The sequence below is a fragment of the Pyruvatibacter sp. HU-CL02332 genome, from assembly GCF_040362765.1.
Taxonomy (GTDB): domain Bacteria; phylum Pseudomonadota; class Alphaproteobacteria; order CGMCC-115125; family CGMCC-115125; genus Pyruvatibacter.
Genome location: NZ_BAABWK010000001.1, coordinates 491,502 through 507,265, shown reverse-complemented (window position 1 = coordinate 507,265; position 15,764 = coordinate 491,502). Strand labels below are relative to the sequence as shown.

General features: G+C 59.1%; 20 protein-coding genes. 13 read left to right on the top strand and 7 right to left on the bottom strand.

The features are described from left to right. Position 1 precedes the first annotated feature (1 nt). The gene (locus ABXH05_RS02475; RefSeq protein ID WP_353559624.1) at positions 2 to 955 is read right to left on the bottom strand and encodes a DUF58 domain-containing protein; all 954 of its coding nucleotides are present in this window, start codon (positions 953 to 955) and stop codon (positions 2 to 4) included. Positions 956 to 996: 41 nt separating this feature from the next. Then, entirely contained in the window at positions 997 to 1,995 is a 999-nt protein-coding gene (locus ABXH05_RS02470) for an AAA family ATPase (RefSeq protein WP_348138293.1), read from the bottom strand. Positions 1,996 to 2,126: 131 nt separating this feature from the next. On the opposite strand from ABXH05_RS02470, the gene ABXH05_RS02465 reads away from it, so the two are divergent. The 5 genes from ABXH05_RS02465 (at position 2,127) to ABXH05_RS02445 (ending at position 5,648) form a co-directional block, all read left to right on the top strand. Continuing rightward, positions 2,127 to 2,741, top strand: coding sequence for a DUF1285 domain-containing protein (locus ABXH05_RS02465; RefSeq protein ID WP_353559623.1), 615 nt, complete (start codon positions 2,127 to 2,129; stop codon positions 2,739 to 2,741). A 14-nt stretch (positions 2,742 to 2,755) separates the two neighbouring features. After that, on the top strand, positions 2,756 to 3,412 hold the full coding sequence (locus ABXH05_RS02460; protein WP_353559622.1) for a CoA pyrophosphatase: 657 nt from the start codon (positions 2,756 to 2,758) through the stop codon (positions 3,410 to 3,412). Between the two features lie 18 nt (positions 3,413 to 3,430). Continuing rightward, a complete protein-coding gene (locus ABXH05_RS02455; RefSeq protein WP_353559621.1) occupies positions 3,431 to 3,730 on the top strand; it encodes a DUF6111 family protein in 300 nt (99 codons plus the stop codon). Between the two features lie 35 nt (positions 3,731 to 3,765). Continuing rightward, entirely contained in the window at positions 3,766 to 5,010 is a 1,245-nt protein-coding gene (locus ABXH05_RS02450) for a CCA tRNA nucleotidyltransferase (protein ID WP_353559620.1), read from the top strand. Positions 5,011 to 5,465: 455 nt separating this feature from the next. Continuing rightward, positions 5,466 to 5,648 carry a hypothetical protein gene (locus ABXH05_RS02445; RefSeq protein ID WP_353559619.1) on the top strand — a complete coding sequence of 61 codons (183 nt, stop codon included), beginning with the start codon at positions 5,466 to 5,468 and terminating at the stop codon, positions 5,646 to 5,648. Between the two features lie 177 nt (positions 5,649 to 5,825). Here ABXH05_RS02445 and hemF read toward each other — a convergent pair whose 3' ends face one another. Together hemF and ABXH05_RS02435 are read right to left on the bottom strand one after the other, a co-directional pair. Then, a complete protein-coding gene (gene hemF, locus ABXH05_RS02440; protein ID WP_353559618.1) occupies positions 5,826 to 6,737 on the bottom strand; it encodes an oxygen-dependent coproporphyrinogen oxidase in 912 nt (303 codons plus the stop codon). Beyond that, on the bottom strand, positions 6,734 to 7,255 hold the full coding sequence (locus ABXH05_RS02435; RefSeq protein ID WP_353559617.1) for a tRNA (cytidine(34)-2'-O)-methyltransferase: 522 nt from the start codon (positions 7,253 to 7,255) through the stop codon (positions 6,734 to 6,736). The genes hemF and ABXH05_RS02435 overlap by 4 nt, the downstream gene beginning before the upstream one ends. A gap of 313 nt (positions 7,256 to 7,568) precedes the next feature. On the opposite strand from ABXH05_RS02435, the gene petA reads away from it, so the two are divergent. The 8 genes from petA to ABXH05_RS02395 all read left to right on the top strand — a co-directional run bounded on the left by petA (position 7,569) and on the right by ABXH05_RS02395 (position 14,066). Further along, positions 7,569 to 8,147, top strand: a complete 579-nt coding sequence (gene petA / locus ABXH05_RS02430; RefSeq protein WP_348138309.1) for a ubiquinol-cytochrome c reductase iron-sulfur subunit — start codon at positions 7,569 to 7,571, stop codon at positions 8,145 to 8,147. A gap of 59 nt (positions 8,148 to 8,206) precedes the next feature. Continuing rightward, positions 8,207 to 9,529 (top strand): cytochrome b, encoded by a 1,323-nt coding sequence (locus ABXH05_RS02425; RefSeq protein WP_353559616.1) that lies wholly within the window; start codon positions 8,207 to 8,209, stop codon positions 9,527 to 9,529. Beyond that, positions 9,522 to 10,346 (top strand): cytochrome c1, encoded by an 825-nt coding sequence (locus ABXH05_RS02420; RefSeq protein WP_348138313.1) that lies wholly within the window; start codon positions 9,522 to 9,524, stop codon positions 10,344 to 10,346. Before ABXH05_RS02425 ends, ABXH05_RS02420 begins: the two co-directional genes overlap by 8 nt. A gap of 113 nt (positions 10,347 to 10,459) precedes the next feature. Continuing rightward, complete coding sequence (locus ABXH05_RS02415) at positions 10,460 to 11,335, top strand: S-methyl-5'-thioadenosine phosphorylase (protein WP_348138315.1); 876 nt, start codon at positions 10,460 to 10,462, stop codon at positions 11,333 to 11,335. A 27-nt stretch (positions 11,336 to 11,362) separates the two neighbouring features. After that, positions 11,363 to 11,890, top strand: coding sequence for an adenine phosphoribosyltransferase (locus tag ABXH05_RS02410; RefSeq protein ID WP_502947705.1), 528 nt, complete (start codon positions 11,363 to 11,365; stop codon positions 11,888 to 11,890). A 24-nt stretch (positions 11,891 to 11,914) separates the two neighbouring features. Beyond that, positions 11,915 to 13,006, top strand: coding sequence for an S-methyl-5-thioribose-1-phosphate isomerase (gene mtnA / locus ABXH05_RS02405; RefSeq protein ID WP_353559614.1), 1,092 nt, complete (start codon positions 11,915 to 11,917; stop codon positions 13,004 to 13,006). After that, positions 13,003 to 13,656, top strand: a complete 654-nt coding sequence (locus tag ABXH05_RS02400; RefSeq protein WP_353559613.1) for a class II aldolase/adducin family protein — start codon at positions 13,003 to 13,005, stop codon at positions 13,654 to 13,656. The genes mtnA and ABXH05_RS02400 overlap by 4 nt, the downstream gene beginning before the upstream one ends. Continuing rightward, positions 13,653 to 14,066 (top strand): HIT domain-containing protein, encoded by a 414-nt coding sequence (locus ABXH05_RS02395; protein WP_353559612.1) that lies wholly within the window; start codon positions 13,653 to 13,655, stop codon positions 14,064 to 14,066. Before ABXH05_RS02400 ends, ABXH05_RS02395 begins: the two co-directional genes overlap by 4 nt. On the opposite strand, the gene ABXH05_RS02390 is transcribed toward ABXH05_RS02395, so the two are convergent. Genes ABXH05_RS02390 through ABXH05_RS02380 form a run of 3 tightly spaced genes read right to left on the bottom strand, consistent with a single transcriptional unit; the run spans position 14,063 to position 15,739 of the window. Further along, the gene (locus tag ABXH05_RS02390) at positions 14,063 to 14,749 is read right to left on the bottom strand and encodes a dienelactone hydrolase family protein (RefSeq protein WP_353559611.1); all 687 of its coding nucleotides are present in this window, start codon (positions 14,747 to 14,749) and stop codon (positions 14,063 to 14,065) included. The two genes, ABXH05_RS02395 and ABXH05_RS02390, sit on opposite strands and share 4 nt — an antisense overlap. 30 nt (positions 14,750 to 14,779) lie before the next feature. After that, positions 14,780 to 15,262, bottom strand: coding sequence for a MaoC family dehydratase (locus ABXH05_RS02385; RefSeq protein ID WP_348138326.1), 483 nt, complete (start codon positions 15,260 to 15,262; stop codon positions 14,780 to 14,782). A gap of 3 nt (positions 15,263 to 15,265) precedes the next feature. After that, positions 15,266 to 15,739, bottom strand: coding sequence for a MaoC family dehydratase (locus ABXH05_RS02380; RefSeq protein WP_353559610.1), 474 nt, complete (start codon positions 15,737 to 15,739; stop codon positions 15,266 to 15,268). Positions 15,740 to 15,764 lie beyond the last annotated feature (25 nt).

The window sequence follows — 15,764 nt, the reverse complement described above, 5'->3', positions numbered from 1 at the left end:
TCTAGCCCTCGCTTGGAAGAGGTGCGCCAGACAGGGCCGCGTGCAAGGCAAGCACGGCTGTCTGTGGAGGGCGGTCGGTGCGGTGGGTCGTGAACGTCCAGCCAAACCGGCGGGTGGCTGCCCGCAGCGCCTCGCGATGGCTAAACAGTTTTTTCTGATAGGCGCTGCGGATTGTTTCCGCGCGGCCGAATGTCAGTTTTTGACCTTCCTCGACGCCTTCAAATTCCGTGCGACCGTTGAAGGGCAGATCTTCTTCAGCAGGATCAAGGATCTGCAGCAGATGTCCGCGTGTGCCGGCGGTGGCGTGGCTTTGAATGCGGGCAGCAATGTCATCAGGGTCAGACAGAAAGTCGCTTACGAGCACGGCCCGTGAAAAGCGGGGCAGAGCGTCAGCCGGGATTTCGCTTTGGGCTTTTGGATCCGGCGTGCTGAGCCGGTGGGCCATGCGGCGCAATGCAGTGCGTCCTGAGGCTGGCGGCAGCGGTTCCCCGAGACCCGCAATGCGCTCACCGGCGCGCACGAGAAGTGTGGCCGTTGCCAGAGTGATCACCATGGCGCGGTCCAGCTTGCTGGGTGTGCGCTTGGTTGAGGAAAAATCCATGGAGGCTGACCGGTCACACCAGAGCCACACAGTCTCAGCGGCTTCCCATTCATGCTCGCGCACATACAAACGGTCGGAGCGGGCGGACTGGCGCCAGTCAACCAGGTGGGCACTGTCTCCCTGCTGATACCGCCGGAACTGCCAGAAGGTTTCGCCGGGGCCTGTACGTTTGCGGCCATGCATGCCCGGCGCAACAGTAGCTGCAATGCGTTCAGCTTCCACCAGTAGAGGTGGCAGCGCGTCGGCCAGCTCTTCTGCTTCGCGGCGTTGCGGCGTGCGGCCATAGGCGGAGCCATCACCGGCGGGGCGCCCGGCGAGAGTAGATGTGTCTGTGTCGGCCGAAGCTTTGGCCATCTACGGGTTACTCCTGACCAGCGTCTGGTCTCGTGGATGATCTAGCGAAACGGTCGGCACAGCCGGTCGATGACGCCGGAAACGGTTGTGCCTTCTGCGCGTGCGGCAAATGACAGAGCCATGCGGTGGCGGAGGATTGGATCAGCCAGCTCCACCACATCGTCAACGCTTGGCGCGTAGCGACCGTCCATCAGTGCCTTTGCGCGCACAGCCAGCATGAGCGCCTGACTGGCGCGGGGGCCCGGGCCCCAGGCAACCGTCTCGCGTACTTCTTCAAGTTCGGTTTCTTCCGGACGGGCGCTTCGCACGAGCTGGAGAATGGCATCCACCACGCTTTCACCCACCGGCATGCGGCGGACAAGGCGCTGGGCTGCTTCTACGTCTTCATGACGCATGACCGCTGCCGCGCTCGCTTCGGCATCGCCGGTTGTTTCCAGCAACATGCGGCGCTCTGCTTCGAGGTCGGGATAGTTGACGTCAATCTGCATCAGGAAGCGGTCAAGCTGAGCCTCAGGCAAAGGATAAGTGCCTTCCTGCTCAAGCGGGTTTTGTGTCGCGAGCACGTGGAACGGGCGGGGCAGTTCGTGACGCTGGCCTGCGACAGTCACGTGGTGCTCCTGCATGGCCTGCAGCAAAGCTGATTGTGTGCGTGGGCTGGCGCGGTTGATTTCGTCTGCCATCAGCAACTGGCAAAACACCGGTCCCTGAATGAACCTGAAGGCGCGGCGGCCGCCGTCGCCTTCTTCCAGCACTTCTGAGCCGACAATATCGCCGGGCATCAGGTCAGGTGTGAACTGGATGCGGCGGTCATCAAGGCCAAGCACGATGCCGGTGGTGTGGACCAGACGCGTTTTGGCAAGGCCCGGCACGCCAACAAGCAGGCCATGGCCGCCTGCAAGGATGGTTACCAGAACCCGCTCAATCACCTGGTCCTGGCCGAAAACCAGCCGCCCGATGGCGTCCTTGACGCGGGTGATCTGTTCGCCGGTTTGTTCAACCGCACGGATTACGTCGTCGTTGGCTTCACTCAGAGAGGTCATGACCCTACATATATCCTCATAGGCACCCATTCCCATCTTAAGGAACGGTAAGATGATTGCTGCGGGCAGCAACGGCGAGTTGTCGAAAACGCCTGTGTTCAGAATATGACCCTACCCTAAAAGCAGGCACCATGAGTGACACGACTGACGAGGATGTTGTTGAAAAGGCCGTGATGGGCCTCAAAGAAGCTGAATTGGCCTCCAAGTCGGGCCTGCCGCCTGTGGACAAGTGGCATCCAGAGCGAAAACACAGCATCGACATGCGAATCGCCCGCGACGGGTCCTGGCATTATCAGGGCGGCGAAATTTCACGTGCCAAGCTGGTGAAACTCTTCGCGTCCATTCTCATTCGCGAAGAAGATGGCAGCTATCATCTGGTGACACCGGTCGAGCAGGCAAAGATCACCGTTGAAGATGTGCCGTTTGTTGCGGTGGCCATGCAGCAGGCAGGCGAAGGGACGCAACAGACGCTGGCGTTCACCACGTCCATTGGGGATGTGGTGGTGGCGGGGCTTGATCACGGGTTGCGGTTTGAGCTTGATCCGCAAACGGATGAACCTGCGCCGTATGTGCATATCCGTGGCGAAGGGGGGCGTGCCCTGGAAGCGCGGATCAACCGGGCGGTCTATTATGATCTCGTGGACCTCGGCACGACGCATAGCGTTGAGGGTGAGGACTGGTTTGGCGTTTGGAGTGGCAATGTGTTCTTCAAGATGCAACGTGCTGCTGAACTTGGTGTTGAATAGGAAAAATCTGGCTGATGCGTCCCTCTGATGAATTTCGTTCCAGCCTCATGGCAGGCCTTCGCAAAGACCCTCCGGGTCTTGTGGACTCTGACGGCATGCTCAATGGCGACTTCAAGCTGAACGACCCGGACGATATTGATGAGAGCATGGCCATTCGCGAAGCCGCTGTGCTGGTGCCGCTGATCGAACACGCTGACGGCATCCATGTGCTGCTGACCGAGCGTTCCGGCGATCTCTCCAGCCATGCGGGGCAGGTGGCCTTTCCCGGCGGGCGCATCGACCCGGAAGATGACGGGCCCGTGGATGCCGCCCTGCGTGAGGCCGAGGAAGAAGTCGGGCTGGATCGCAGCTTCGTGGATGTGGTCGGGTTTCTGGATGCCTATGAAACCGGTACGCGATTTCGGGTGGTGCCTGTCGTGGGCTTTGTGAAGCCGGGCTTTGAATTGACGCTTAATCCCGGCGAAGTGGATGAAGCCTTTGAGGTGCCATTGGCTTTTTTGATGGACCCTAAAAACCACGAGCGTCATTCGGCAACCTGGAAGGGCAAGAAACGCACTTTTTATGCGATGCCCCATGATGGTCATTACATATGGGGGGCGACGGCAGGTATGATCGTCAATCTGTATGAGCGTGCGTTTGCCCGTTCTCTTGATCTAACGCAGGGCGCTTGAGCGCGAGGACGCTTTATCATGCTGAGAATTGTACTGATCCAGCTTCTGCTGTTCGCCATTCCCTTCATCGTGTGGGCGCTTTACGTGCTGATGGTGCAGCGGCGCAGCCTTGCGTCCGGCGGGGCTTTCAACGATGCGCCCATTGCCTGGTTGCTGGGTGCCGGCACGGCCATGGTGGCTGCGGGGCTGGTCTATCTTGCGGTCTTCAGCGGCACGCCGGCAGGTGAAGGGCAATACGTTCCGCCGCGCATGGAGAATGGCCAGATTATTCCCGGGCATATTGAGCCCACGGGAAATACGCCCGTTGAGACCGAGTAGATTTTTCAAGACCGATATTCCGGAGTACCCGATTTATGGCTGCCGACATTCCTTCGATCAAACATCAGATCTGGCTGCGCGATGCTGAAACGCAAAAGGTGATGTCCGCTCTCAATGAGGGTGCAACGGCGCGCTTTGTTGGCGGGTGTGTGCGCAATGCCTTGCTGGGCGTGCCGGTTGCAGACGTTGATATTGCCACCAGTGATGAGCCAGCACGCTCCACGGCAAAGCTGGAAGCTGCCGGGTTCAAGGTTGTGCCCATCGGGGCGGACCACGGCACGGTGATGGCGGTCGGCGCAGAGCGGAGTTACGAAGTCACTACGCTACGGGTCGATGTGGAGACGAATGGTCGCCATGCGGATGTGGCCTTTACGCAGGACTGGCAGGGGGACGCTGAACGTCGCGACTTCACCATGAATGCACTTTACGCGGATGCGGACGGCACGGTGCATGATCCGCTGGGTGGGTATGACGACCTCAAGGCCCGGCGTGTACGGTTCATCGGTGATGCCGAGACGCGCATCAAGGAAGACTATCTGCGTGTTCTGCGGTTCTTCCGTTTTCATGCGGCCTATGGCGCGGGTGACCTTGATGCGCCAAGCCTGCAGGCCTGTGCGGCCAACCGGGATGGGCTGGCAAAGCTGTCTGCGGAACGCATTCAGGTTGAATTGCTGAAACTGCTGGGGGCTGACAATGCGGGTCCCGTTGTGCGTGCCATGGCGGCAGCCGGCATCATGGGTGACGTATTGCCGGAAGCCTCACGCCTCGACCGGTTTGAGCGCGTGCTCGACATTGAAGTGACGCAGCTGTTCACCAGCGATCCGGTGTTGCGCCTTGGTGCCATCGTGGATGGTGAAGAGGCTGCCGCAAGTGCTGCCAAGCGCCTTAGGCTGTCCAATGCTGATCGTGACCGGCTCACTGCCATGCATACGGACCAGACCAAGATCGTCTGCTACCTGTCCATGCGTGAGGTGCGGCGTGCGCTCTACGGCATGGGTCTTCAACTGTTCAAGGACCGGGTGATGCTCGGGTGGGCAGATGATGGCAAGACCACCAATGCTTTCCAGTGGCGTGCCCTGCTCGCCATGGCGGACACATGGGAACGCCCTGAAATACCGCTGTCGGGTTCCATGATCAAAGCAGCCGGTGTGCCTGAAGGTCCTGAGATCGGTCGTGTGCGCGCGGAGGTCGAGGAGTGGTGGATCGACTCTGACTTCACAGATGACGAGTTCTCAATCATCGAGCGACTGAAGGCTGTTGTTCAGGCCACGGTTTACTAGGGCGGCATCCAGCGTTGGGTCTAGAATCCTGTGCTCAATGAATGGGCGCATCGCTAGACCGCACGCTTTCTAATCAAAAATGGCTTCATGTCTGTTTGTTACAGGCCACATCTGTTCAATGCTTGAGCAGATGATGAAAATGGCAGCAAAATGGGCAGTAAAAACCGCAGAAAACCTGCATTTTTCTGTTGCTATCATGGTTAATACTGACAAGATTGAGATTGCGAAGGTCAACACTTGTTGTGTCCTTCGTCGCATTAGGCATGCGTCAAAAGCTTGAGCCGGTCGGGCGGGAAATATCTTCTGCGCGGCCGATTTTTAGCAACGGTGGCGTGACCTGGTGCCATCCACAAAAGATGTGGATCAGCTCCAACTTCAAACGGAATCGCCACTCAGTTTCGCAACTCGTGATTTAGGGACGTTTGTCTTTGCTTCGCGACTTCGGAGTGGAAAATATGTCTGAGAAAAAAATCTATCGCGGCACGGAAAACAAAGGTGGCAACCCGGAAGTGGATGCCCACCACGAGTACAAGGAAGGCGAGAAGGTCAACTATCGCGGTTCCTCGTACACGGCGCATCATGAAGACGCCAAGCATGGCCGTGATCTCAAATATCGCGGTGCGGATTACAAAGACTAGATCCGCGTTGGCCTCCTTTGCGGAGGTTCCCAATTGATTGTCTGACCGCGCACGTTGCACCCCGTTGGAGCCCCCCTCCAAGGCAACGCGCACACCCCCGATCAGGCGATCGATGCAAAAAGGGGACGGCCACCCCGGCCGTCCCCTTTGTTATGTCCGGTCCTCAGGGCGTGACGCTTACGGCCACTTCACTTCCGGTGGCATGGACGACAGGATCGAGTTCACATTGCCGCCGGTTTTGAGGCCAAAGGTCGTGCCGCGGTCATAGAGCAGGTTGAACTCGACGTAGCGGCCGCGGCGAACGAGCTGTTCTTCGCGTTCTTCTTCCGTCCACGGATCATTCATGCGCTTGCGCACCAAGGCTGGGTAGATGTCCCGGAAGGCGCGGCCGACGTCCTGGGTGAAGGCAAAGTCCTTGTCCCAGTCGCCGGTGTTGTGGCGGTCATAGAAGATGCCGCCAATGCCGCGCGGTTCGTCGCGGTGGGGCAGGTAGAAATATTCATCGCACCATTTCTTGAAGCGCTCATGATAGTCCGCGCCGTGGGCGTCGCAGGAGGCTTTCATGGCGGCATGGAACTCGACAGAGTCCTCAAAGTCCTGTGTGCGGTAGCGATTGAGAACCGGCGTCAGGTCAGCCCCGCCGCCGAACCAGCCTTTTGTGGTCACCACGTGGCGGGTGTTCATGTGAACGGCCGGCACGTGCGGGTTCCACATGTGAGCAATGAGGGAGATGCCGCCAGCCCAAAAGCGCGGGTCTTCTTCGGCGCCAGGGATCTGCTTGCGGAACTCTTCGGAGAATTCGCCATAGACGGTCGAGATGTGCACCCCGACTTTTTCAAAGACGCGGCCTTTCATGACGGACATTTCGCCGCCGCCCTTGTCTTCGTTTTCATCACCGCGCTGCCACGGCGTGCGTTCAAAACGACCGGCGGGCATGTCGGCATTGGTGCCGGTCAGCTCGTCTTCGATCTTTTCGTAGCTGGCGCAGATGTCGTCACGCAGCTGGCGGAACCACGCAGCGGCGGTGGCCTTATGATCCTCGCTTACATAGTCAGCGCTGGATGGGGCAGAGAGGGCGGCGTCACTCACGGGGATACTCCAGTTGTGGCAGGCATTGTTATGTCAGATGCGCCTGGTTGGACGGAATCAGGAAACTGACCCGTCTGGCGCAGCGCCTCGCCAAGTACCATGGAGGCGGCCACCGCAACATTGAGCGAGCGCAAAGATGGCACCGGCGCCATGGGAATTTTCACGCGCAGGTCTGCGGCATTGTGTACGTCATCCGGCACACCAGCGCTTTCGCGGCCCAGCATCAAGGTGTCGCCGGGTTCGTAGGTGACCTCATGGTGGAAGGTGTCCGCGCGGGTGGTCAGCAGGATGGTGCGGCTGGCGGTTCTCACCGGGGACGACGTAAAGGCGCTGTAAGAGGCATGGACGGTCAGGTCCAGGTGGTCGAGATAATCCATCCCGGCACGGCGAAACCTGCGGTCTGAGAGGGTGAATCCGCACGGCTCTATTATGTCCACGGATACGCCCATACAGGCCGCCATTCGCATGATCGTGCCTGCGTTTTGGGGAATGTCCGGCTCATAGAGCGCAAGGCGCATTGTCGTGACTCGCTCATAAAGTCAGGGAACTGAGGGGTGGATGGGCGTCACGGGGGTTGTTCCCATGGGGCCTTTTTCCAGACATATCAGTCACTTGGCGGCAAAAACTTGCGTCATCGTGCCACATAACCCCACGGGGGTGGACAATTTAGCTTTGCGGGTGGCAAAAGAACGAAGCGACGCGCCAGCTTTTTAGTAAGCGTAACTTGAGTCCTACCAACAATTCTGCGTCGTTTTCGTTGCTGGTTTAGACCATCATGTCGTCCTTGCCAGGGCGCCAAGACCGAATATCCAAGTCCGGAGGACACATCCGTTGGCAGACGCTAATTCAGCAGTGACCGAGGCAGGCGAAGAGCCCACCCGTCGCGACTTCTTGTATGTGGCCACAGGCGCCTTTGCCGCTGTCGGCGGCGCATTTGCCGTCTGGCCGCTGGTTGACCAGATGAACCCGGACGCTTCAACGCGCGCGCTGGCCTCCACGGAAGTGGACATCAGCGGTGTTGCCGAGGGGCAGGGCGTAACAATCATGTGGCGCGGCAAGCCCGTCTTCATCCGTCACCGGACGGCTGCAGAGATTGAAGAGGCCAAGTCGGTCTCCATGGATGAGTTGCCTGATCCGATTGCCCGCAACGCCAATATCGACCCCGATGCTGACGCTGAAGACATCAACCGCGCTGCATCCGACACTGAAAAGTGGCTGGTGCTGATCGGTGTGTGCACGCACCTTGGTTGCGTACCGCTGTCTGACCAGGGTGATTTCGGTGGCTGGTTCTGCCCTTGCCATGGTTCGCACTACGACATTGCAGGGCGTATCCGCCGCGGCCCGGCTCCGGAAAACCTGCCGGTTCCGCCGCTTGAATTCCTGTCCGACACACGCATCCGCATCGGCTAATCCACCCCGGGGGTGCTTTTAGAAGCACGCTCGAAACGCACGCTCAAGACGAGGCATACATGGCTCACGAATCGACATATCAGCCGTCAAACGGCTTTGCGAAGTGGATGGATGACCGCCTTCCGCTGATGCGGGTGGCCCATGACACGGCGATCAATTTCCCGACCCCGAAGAACCTCAACTACTGGTACACTTTCGGCGCTATCCTGACGTTCTGCCTGGCTGTGCAGATCATCACCGGCATTATCCTTGCGATGCACTACACCGCGCATGTGGACATGGCCTTTGCCAGTGTCGAGAAAATTATGCGTGACGTGAATTACGGCTGGCTTCTGCGCTACATCCACTCAAACGGCGCATCGATGTTCTTCCTGGCTGTTTATCTGCACATGTTCCGTGGCCTCTACTACGGCTCCTACAAGGCACCACGTGAGGTTCTGTGGATTCTGGGTGTCATCATCTACCTGCTGATGACCGCAACAGCCTTCCTTGGCTATCTCCTGCCATGGGGCCAGATGAGCCTGTGGGGTGCGAATGTGATCACCAGCCTGTTTGGCGCCATCCCGCTTGTCGGTGAAGGGCTGCAGACCTGGCTTGTGGGTGGCTTTGCGATTGATAACGCAACGCTCAACCGCTTCTTCTCACTTCACTATCTGTTCCCGTTCATGATTGCCGGTGTGGTGTTCCTCCACATCTGGGCGCTGCATGTGCCGGGTAACAACAACCCGACAGGCGTTGAAGTGAAGGGCGAGCAGGACACGGTGCCATTCCATCCGTACTACACGATGAAGGATGCGTTCGCGCTGACGATCTTCGCGATCCTGTTTGCTTACTTCGTGTTCTACGATCCCAACGTGCTTGGTCACGCGGTGAACTACGTGGAAGCCAATCCGCTGGTCACGCCGTCGCACATTGTGCCTGAGTGGTATCTGTTGCCGTTCTACGCAATCCTGCGTGCTGTGACGTTCGACATCGGGCCGATCTCGGCCAAGCTTGGCGGTGTGATTGCCATGTTCGCGGCGATTGCGATCCTGTTCTTCATTCCCTGGCTCGATACATCCAAGGTGAAGTCAGCCCGCTACCGTCCGCTGTACAAGCAGTTCTTCTGGATTTTCGTCGGTGTCTGCCTCGTTCTGGGGTGGCTCGGTGGCCAGCCTGCTGAAGGCGGCTACATCCTCGCTGCGCAGATCTTCACAGGACTGTACTTTGCGTTCTTCCTGGTGGTCATGCCTGTGCTGGGCCTGATCGAGACACCCAAGCCCGTGCCGACCAGCATCTCGGATGCTGTGCTGGCTGAAAACGGGGGCAGCCATGGTGATGGCGGTTCCGGCGGTGGTGGTGCTCCTGCAGGAGCAACCGCAGCACCTGACCGTAATGTTTAAGAAGATGAAAGAGACGCAGATGCGCCAGTTCTCATCCAGACTTGTGGGCAAACTTGCCGGTGCAGCCATTGCAGCCGCGATTGCTGTCAGCGGTGTCAGCGTTGCCCAGGCAGCCGGTGACTACGAAAAGCCACTTGATATGCAGTGGAGCTGGGAAGGGCCGTTTGGCACTTTTGATCGCGCCTCACTGCAGCGCGGGTTTCAGGTGTACAAAGAAGTGTGTGCCGCCTGTCACGGTCTGAAATACCTCAAATACCGTAACCTTGGTGACGAAGGTGGCCCCGGGTTCTCTGAAGCCGAAGTGAAAGCAATTGCTGCTGCCTATCAGGTCCAGGACGGCCCGAATGATGAGGGCGACATGTTCGAGCGCCCCGCGCAGCCAAAGGATGCTTTCAAAGCTCCGTTTGAAAACGAGCAGCTTGGTCGCCTGGCCAACAATGGTGCCTACCCACCTGATCTCTCCTTGATGACCAAGGCGCGCGATGGTGGAGCCGACTACACTTACTCGCTGATGCTTGGATATGAAGATGCGCCTGCTGACATGCAGATGCAGCCGGGCATGAACTACAACAAGTACTTCTCCGGCCACCAGATTGCGATGGCACAGCCGCTCTATCCTGACTCTGTTGAGTATGCGGACGGCACGGAAGCCACCGTTGATCAGATGGCAAAGGACGTCACAACGTTCCTGCACTGGGCCGCTGAACCAAAGCTTGAAGCTCGCAAGAGCACCGGCTTCATGGTGATGACATTCCTGGTGATCCTGGCAGGGCTGCTGTATTTCACGCAGCGCAAGATCTGGTCCGACCAGCATTAAGGCGTAAGCCGCAGATACGAGATACACATAAGGCCGTCCGTATTCACGGGCGGCCTTTTGCATGACGGGTCACAGCAATTGGCGGCATCCGGCGCAAACAGGGGCAGGGCGGCATGGAAACAGTATTGGGCATCATTGGCGGGTCAGGGGTCTATGACCATCCAGGCCTCAAGAACGCGACATGGACCACGTTTGAGAGCCCGTGGGGCCAGCCATCAGACGCCCTGAACATCGGCGAGCTGGAAGGGCAGAAGGTCGTGTTTCTGCCGCGGCACGGGCGTGGCCACCGGCTGTCGCCATCGGGCATCAACTACCGCGCCAATATCGACATCATGAAGCGGGCAGGCGTCACCGACATCATTTCAATTTCCGCCTGCGGATCATTTCGCGAGGATTTGCCACCGGGCAGTTTCGTCCTCGTTGACCAGTTCATTGATCGGACGTTTGATCGCCAGAAGTCATTCTTCGGCAACGGGCTGGTGGCGCATGTCTCCATGGCGCATCCCGTCGTGTCGCGATTGCAGGACCATGCAGAAGCGGCAGCCAAGGCTGCGGGCATCAACATCGCCCGTGGCGGCACCTATCTGTGCATGGAAGGCCCGCAATTCTCATCTCTGGCGGAGAGCAACCTGTATCGCACCTGGGGGTGTGATGTGATCGGGATGACCAACATGCCGGAGGCGAAACTGGCGCGCGAGGCGGAAATTCCCTATGCGACCGTTGCCATGGTGACGGATTTTGATTGCTGGCATCCCGGACATGACGCGGTGGAAGTCTCTGACATTCTGGAAGTCATGCATGCCAATGCGGCCAATGCGGTCAATCTTGTGACGCACCTCGCGCGCGATTTTCCGCGCGAACGCGACGCGTGCCCGTCCGGCGCTGATACCACGCTTGATACGGCACTCATTACAGCGCCAGAGGCCCGCGACCCCGCATTGATTGCCAAACTCGACGCGGTTGCCGGCCGCGTGCTCAACTCCAATTGAACCCTTCCATCTATGCAGAGTGATCCCATGGACATCAAAGACCTGATCCGCACCATCCCCGACTATCCAAAGCCGGGCATCATGTTTCGTGACATCACGACATTGCTGAATGACGCGCGTGGCTTCCGCTGCACTGTCGACCAGCTGGTGCAGCTCAACGTGGTGTCGGAGATCGACATTGTGGCGGGCATCGAAGCGCGGGGGTTCATTCTCGGCGGTGCGGTGGCCCACCAGCTCGGCAAGCCATTCGTGCCGATCCGCAAGAAGGGCAAGCTGCCCGGCGAGACCATTGGCGTGGAATATGCGCTTGAATACGGCACAGACACCGTGGAGATGCATATTGATGCGGTGACCGAGGGGCAATGCGTGCTTGTGGTGGACGATCTGATTGCCACAGGCGGGACGGCTGAAGCGGCCATCAAGCTTGTGCGTCAGGCAGGCGGCAAGGTGATTGCTGCGAGCTTTGTCATTGACCTGCCGGACATAGGCGGGCGCAAGAAGCTGGAAGACATGGGCGTTGAAGTTCAGACTTTGTGTGAGTTTGAAGGCGACTGACCTCAAGCAGGCGAGGCCGACCTCATGAAGATCAACGGCACGCACTACCGCACCATCTGGCCCGGCGCTGACGGCGCGTCGGTTGAAATCATTGATCAGACGCTCCTACCGCACCGGTTCGAGACGACGCTGCTGCGCACACTTGAGGATGCAGCGAGGGCCATTGTCACCATGCGGGTGCGCGGTGCGCCGCTGATCGGGGCGACGGCTGCCTATGGGCTTTGGCTGGCCCTGCGTGACGATGCGTCGGACGCAGCGCTGGAGAAAGCCGCTGAGGTCTTGATGGCGACGCGGCCCACAGCCGTCAATCTGCGCTGGGCGATCGACGATATGATGGGGCATCTGCGCCCAGCGGCTCATGATGCGCGGGTAGCACTCGCGTTTGAGCGGGCAGGGCAGATCTGTGACGAAGATGTCGAGATATGCCGATCCATCGGGCAGCACGGATTGCCGTTGATCGAAGCTGTGGCCGCTCGCAAGACTGGTCCGGTCAATATTCTGACCCATTGCAATGCCGGCTGGGTGGCGACGGTGGACTGGGGCACGGCACTGGCGCCCATCTACATGGCCCACGACAAAGGCATTGATGTGCATGTCTGGGTGGATGAGACCCGTCCGCGCAATCAGGGTGCCGCCCTCACGGCGTTTGAGCTCGGGGCCCATGGCGTGCCGCATACCATCATCGTGGACAATGCGGGCGGGCATCTGATGCAGCGCGGGCAGGTTGATCTATGCATCACCGGCACGGATCGCACTACGGCTGCGGGTGATGTGGCTAACAAGATTGGAACTTACCTCAAGGCATTGGCGGCGCATGACAATAGTGTGCCGTTCTATGTGGCATTGCCGGGCACGACCATTGACTGGACGATGACGGATGGGATGGCCATTCCCATCGAAGAGCGCAGTGCTGATGAAGTGACGCGCATGTCTGGACGTACTGCGTCGGGTGAAGTGATCGACGTTGATATTGCTGCTCCTGGCTCACCGGCTGCGAACCCTGCTTTTGATGTGACGCCCGCACGTCTGGTTACTGGCCTCATCACGGAGCGCGGCGTGTGCGAGGCCAGTGCTGAGGGTCTTGCAGGGCTTTACCCGGAGCACGCAGGCAAATGAGTGACATGGTTCTGCGTCAGGACGTGATCGATACAGCGTGCGCCATGCAGGCCAGCGGGCTGTCGCCCCAGCGCTCAGGCAATGTCTCGGTGCGGTCCGGCGATGGTTTTTTGATTACGCCCACCGGCATGTCCTATGAGGACCTGACGCCTGAGGACGTGGCCTATGTGGCCATGGATGGCTCACAACCAGAAGGCCAGCGTAAGCCTTCCAGCGAGTGGCATATGCATCAAGCGCTCTTTGCAGCGCGTCCGCAGGCGCAGGCGGTCGTTCATGCCCATAGCGCGTTTGCCGTGGCGCTGGCATGTCTGCGAGAGGACATCCCGCCGTTTCACTACATGATTGCGGTTGCAGGTGGCAAAGACATCCGGTGTGCGGACTACGCGACATTCGGCACCGAAGATCTGGCTCGCAATGCGGTTGCAGCCATGACCGACCGCAAAGCCTGCCTGCTGGCAAACCATGGGCAGCTGGCCTTTGGGGACAGCCTCACATCCGCGCTGGAGCTGGCGCACGAGGTGGAAGATTTGTGCGCGCAATATTGGCGGGCGCGTCAGGTGGGCAATCCGGTGATACTTGATGATGCCGAGATGGAACGCGTCATCGCCAAATTTGCCGGATACGGACAACAGCCAGGAGAAGACGCATGACCGTGTTTGTTCTGGACCACCGCCTTGCGGATGAAAGTGTTCTCGCGGTGTCCCTGACGCTGTGTGATGTGCTCCTGCGCGATGACGCGCGGACCTTGTGGGTTGTTCTGGTGCCGCGTCTGGCGGGGCTTGAGGAGCTTCATGATCTGTCTGCCGATGACCAGGCCCGGCTGATGCTGGAGGTTGGGCAAGTATCCAAGGCCGTTGGCGAGATCGCGCAGCCGACCAAGGTCAATACCGGTGCGCTTGGCAATATTGTCCGTCAGCTGCATGTGCACATCATGGCGCGCTACGAAGGTGACTTCGCCTGGCCCGGCCCTGTGTGGGGCGTTGGCGAGCGTGTGCCAATGGATGACACGCTGAAGGCTGAGCGACTGGCGGCGCTCCGAGACGTGCTTCAGGGCCGTTAGAGGTCGGCCATCTCGAAGAGTTCCAGCGTCCGCTCACGGGCCTGCTGGGTGGCGTCTTCGTCGTAGTTGGCGCGACGGTCTGAATTGAAGCCGTGGTCGGCGTCATAGACATAGACGCGAATGTCCGGGTGTGCGGCTTCGATGTCGCGGACCCACTCCATGGGGATGGCTTTGTCCTGCTCGCCGAAATGCAGGATCGTCTCGCACTGGGGCTCTTCTTCCACATGGTCGATGATGTGGCGGCCGTAATATCCAGCAGCTGACGTCAAGCCTGTGCAGCGGCATGCAGCGACCCATGCCACGGACCCGCCATAGCAATAGCCGGTGATGTGGACGCGCAGATTGTTGCGGGTGTGCAGGAAGTCGATGGCTGCCTGAATGTCACCTTTGACATGGTCGTAGCCGGTGGCTTGCTGCAGTTTCAGGGAGCGGGCGATGTCTTCGTCGGAGTAGGTGGCCTGAAAACCTGTCTCTTCGCGGTCATAGAGGCTGGGGGCAACGACCTCGTAGCCGTCGGCAGCAAAGCCGTCGCACAGATCCTTGATGTGGTCCGTGACGCCGAAAATTTCCTGAACAAGGACGAGACCGCCCTTTTTGTCGCCGAAAGGTGTGACGTGGTAGGCGGATAGCTGAGCACCATCACCGGCACTCTTCAGGGTCATCATTTCACCTTTGTGCGCCATCGTGTTTTCAGCTCCCAGCCAGTTGGATCGTTAGCCCGGCAGGTCGCTGCCCGGCTCACGGCGGGGCATCAGGCCCTGCCCAATGAAATGGAACACCATTTTACCATCCTGATTAAAGCCCTCATTTTTGTGCCGCACGATTCCCCATTCGGGTCGTGACTTGAGGGGCACCAGTTCAACGCATTCAGCGGTGTAGGTGATGGTGTCTCCGGCACGGACCGGATTGGGCCAGCGCATGTCGAAAAATCCGGGTGAGGGGCCGCCTTGCGGGCTGTCGTCTTCTGCGGAGCGTGGCGTGCTCTGACGCAGGCTGATCATCAGTTTCATCCAGGTGGCGCTGGTATGCCAGCCTGAGGCGATGAGGCCGCCATAGGGGCCGTCCTTGGCTGCAACAGGGTCTACGTGGAAAGGCTGGGGGTCGTATTTCTTGGCGAAGCGGATGATCTCGTCTTCGGAGAAGGTGTAGGAGCCAAGCTCCATGCGCGCGCCAATTTTAAAATCTTCAAACCACATGACTTACGCTCCCACCTTGCTATCGGTGCGGCACTCGAACATGGCCCAACCTTCCATGGTCATTTTCAGGTCGCCGTTCTGGTTGAACATTTCCCAACCAAAGCGCACCAGACCCATTCCGGGGCGTGATTTTGAGCGGCGGGTTTCGAGCGTCTTGCGCTTCATGGAGAGCACGTCGCCCGCATAAACAGGTTTGCGCCAGCGCACTTCTTCAACGCCAGGTGCGCCCATGGACGCCGACTTGTGCAGATAGCCGTCCCACATGATGCGCATGGCGATGGCGCAGTTCTGCCAGCCTGAGGTTGCAAGGCCACCCAGAAGGGACGTCTTGGCGATTTCTTCGTTCAGATGAAATGGCTGCGGATCAAATTCGGACGCGAACTCGATCATGTCTTCGCGCTTTACTTCGTAAGCCCCGAAGGTTGCTTCTTCGTCGATTGGGAAATCTTCCCAATAAAGCTCTGGTTTGCTTGCCATCTTTTTGATTGTCCCGGCGCTTTGA

Bases quoted from the DNA above. Each gene is read 5' to 3' on its own strand.
- ABXH05_RS02475 (WP_353559624.1), bottom strand. From the start codon at position 955: ATGGCCAAAGCTTCGGCCGACACAGACACATCTACTCTCGCCGGGCGC.
- ABXH05_RS02470 (WP_348138293.1), bottom strand. From the start codon at position 1,995: ATGACCTCTCTGAGTGAAGCCAACGACGACGTAATCCGTGCGGTTGAA.
- ABXH05_RS02465 (WP_353559623.1), top strand. From the start codon at position 2,127: ATGAGTGACACGACTGACGAGGATGTTGTTGAAAAGGCCGTGATGGGC.
- ABXH05_RS02460 (WP_353559622.1), top strand. From the start codon at position 2,756: ATGCGTCCCTCTGATGAATTTCGTTCCAGCCTCATGGCAGGCCTTCGC.
- ABXH05_RS02455 (WP_353559621.1), top strand. From the start codon at position 3,431: ATGCTGAGAATTGTACTGATCCAGCTTCTGCTGTTCGCCATTCCCTTC.
- ABXH05_RS02450 (WP_353559620.1), top strand. From the start codon at position 3,766: ATGGCTGCCGACATTCCTTCGATCAAACATCAGATCTGGCTGCGCGAT.
- ABXH05_RS02445 (WP_353559619.1), top strand. From the start codon at position 5,466: ATGTCTGAGAAAAAAATCTATCGCGGCACGGAAAACAAAGGTGGCAAC.
- ABXH05_RS02435 (WP_353559617.1), bottom strand. From the start codon at position 7,255: ATGCGCCTTGCGCTCTATGAGCCGGACATTCCCCAAAACGCAGGCACG.
- ABXH05_RS02425 (WP_353559616.1), top strand. From the start codon at position 8,207: ATGGCTCACGAATCGACATATCAGCCGTCAAACGGCTTTGCGAAGTGG.
- ABXH05_RS02420 (WP_348138313.1), top strand. From the start codon at position 9,522: ATGTTTAAGAAGATGAAAGAGACGCAGATGCGCCAGTTCTCATCCAGA.
- ABXH05_RS02415 (WP_348138315.1), top strand. From the start codon at position 10,460: ATGGAAACAGTATTGGGCATCATTGGCGGGTCAGGGGTCTATGACCAT.
- ABXH05_RS02410 (WP_502947705.1), top strand. From the start codon at position 11,363: ATGGACATCAAAGACCTGATCCGCACCATCCCCGACTATCCAAAGCCG.
- mtnA (WP_353559614.1), top strand. From the start codon at position 11,915: ATGAAGATCAACGGCACGCACTACCGCACCATCTGGCCCGGCGCTGAC.
- ABXH05_RS02400 (WP_353559613.1), top strand. From the start codon at position 13,003: ATGAGTGACATGGTTCTGCGTCAGGACGTGATCGATACAGCGTGCGCC.
- ABXH05_RS02395 (WP_353559612.1), top strand. From the start codon at position 13,653: ATGACCGTGTTTGTTCTGGACCACCGCCTTGCGGATGAAAGTGTTCTC.
- ABXH05_RS02390 (WP_353559611.1), bottom strand. From the start codon at position 14,749: ATGGCGCACAAAGGTGAAATGATGACCCTGAAGAGTGCCGGTGATGGT.
- ABXH05_RS02385 (WP_348138326.1), bottom strand. From the start codon at position 15,262: ATGTGGTTTGAAGATTTTAAAATTGGCGCGCGCATGGAGCTTGGCTCC.
- ABXH05_RS02380 (WP_353559610.1), bottom strand. From the start codon at position 15,739: ATGGCAAGCAAACCAGAGCTTTATTGGGAAGATTTCCCAATCGACGAA.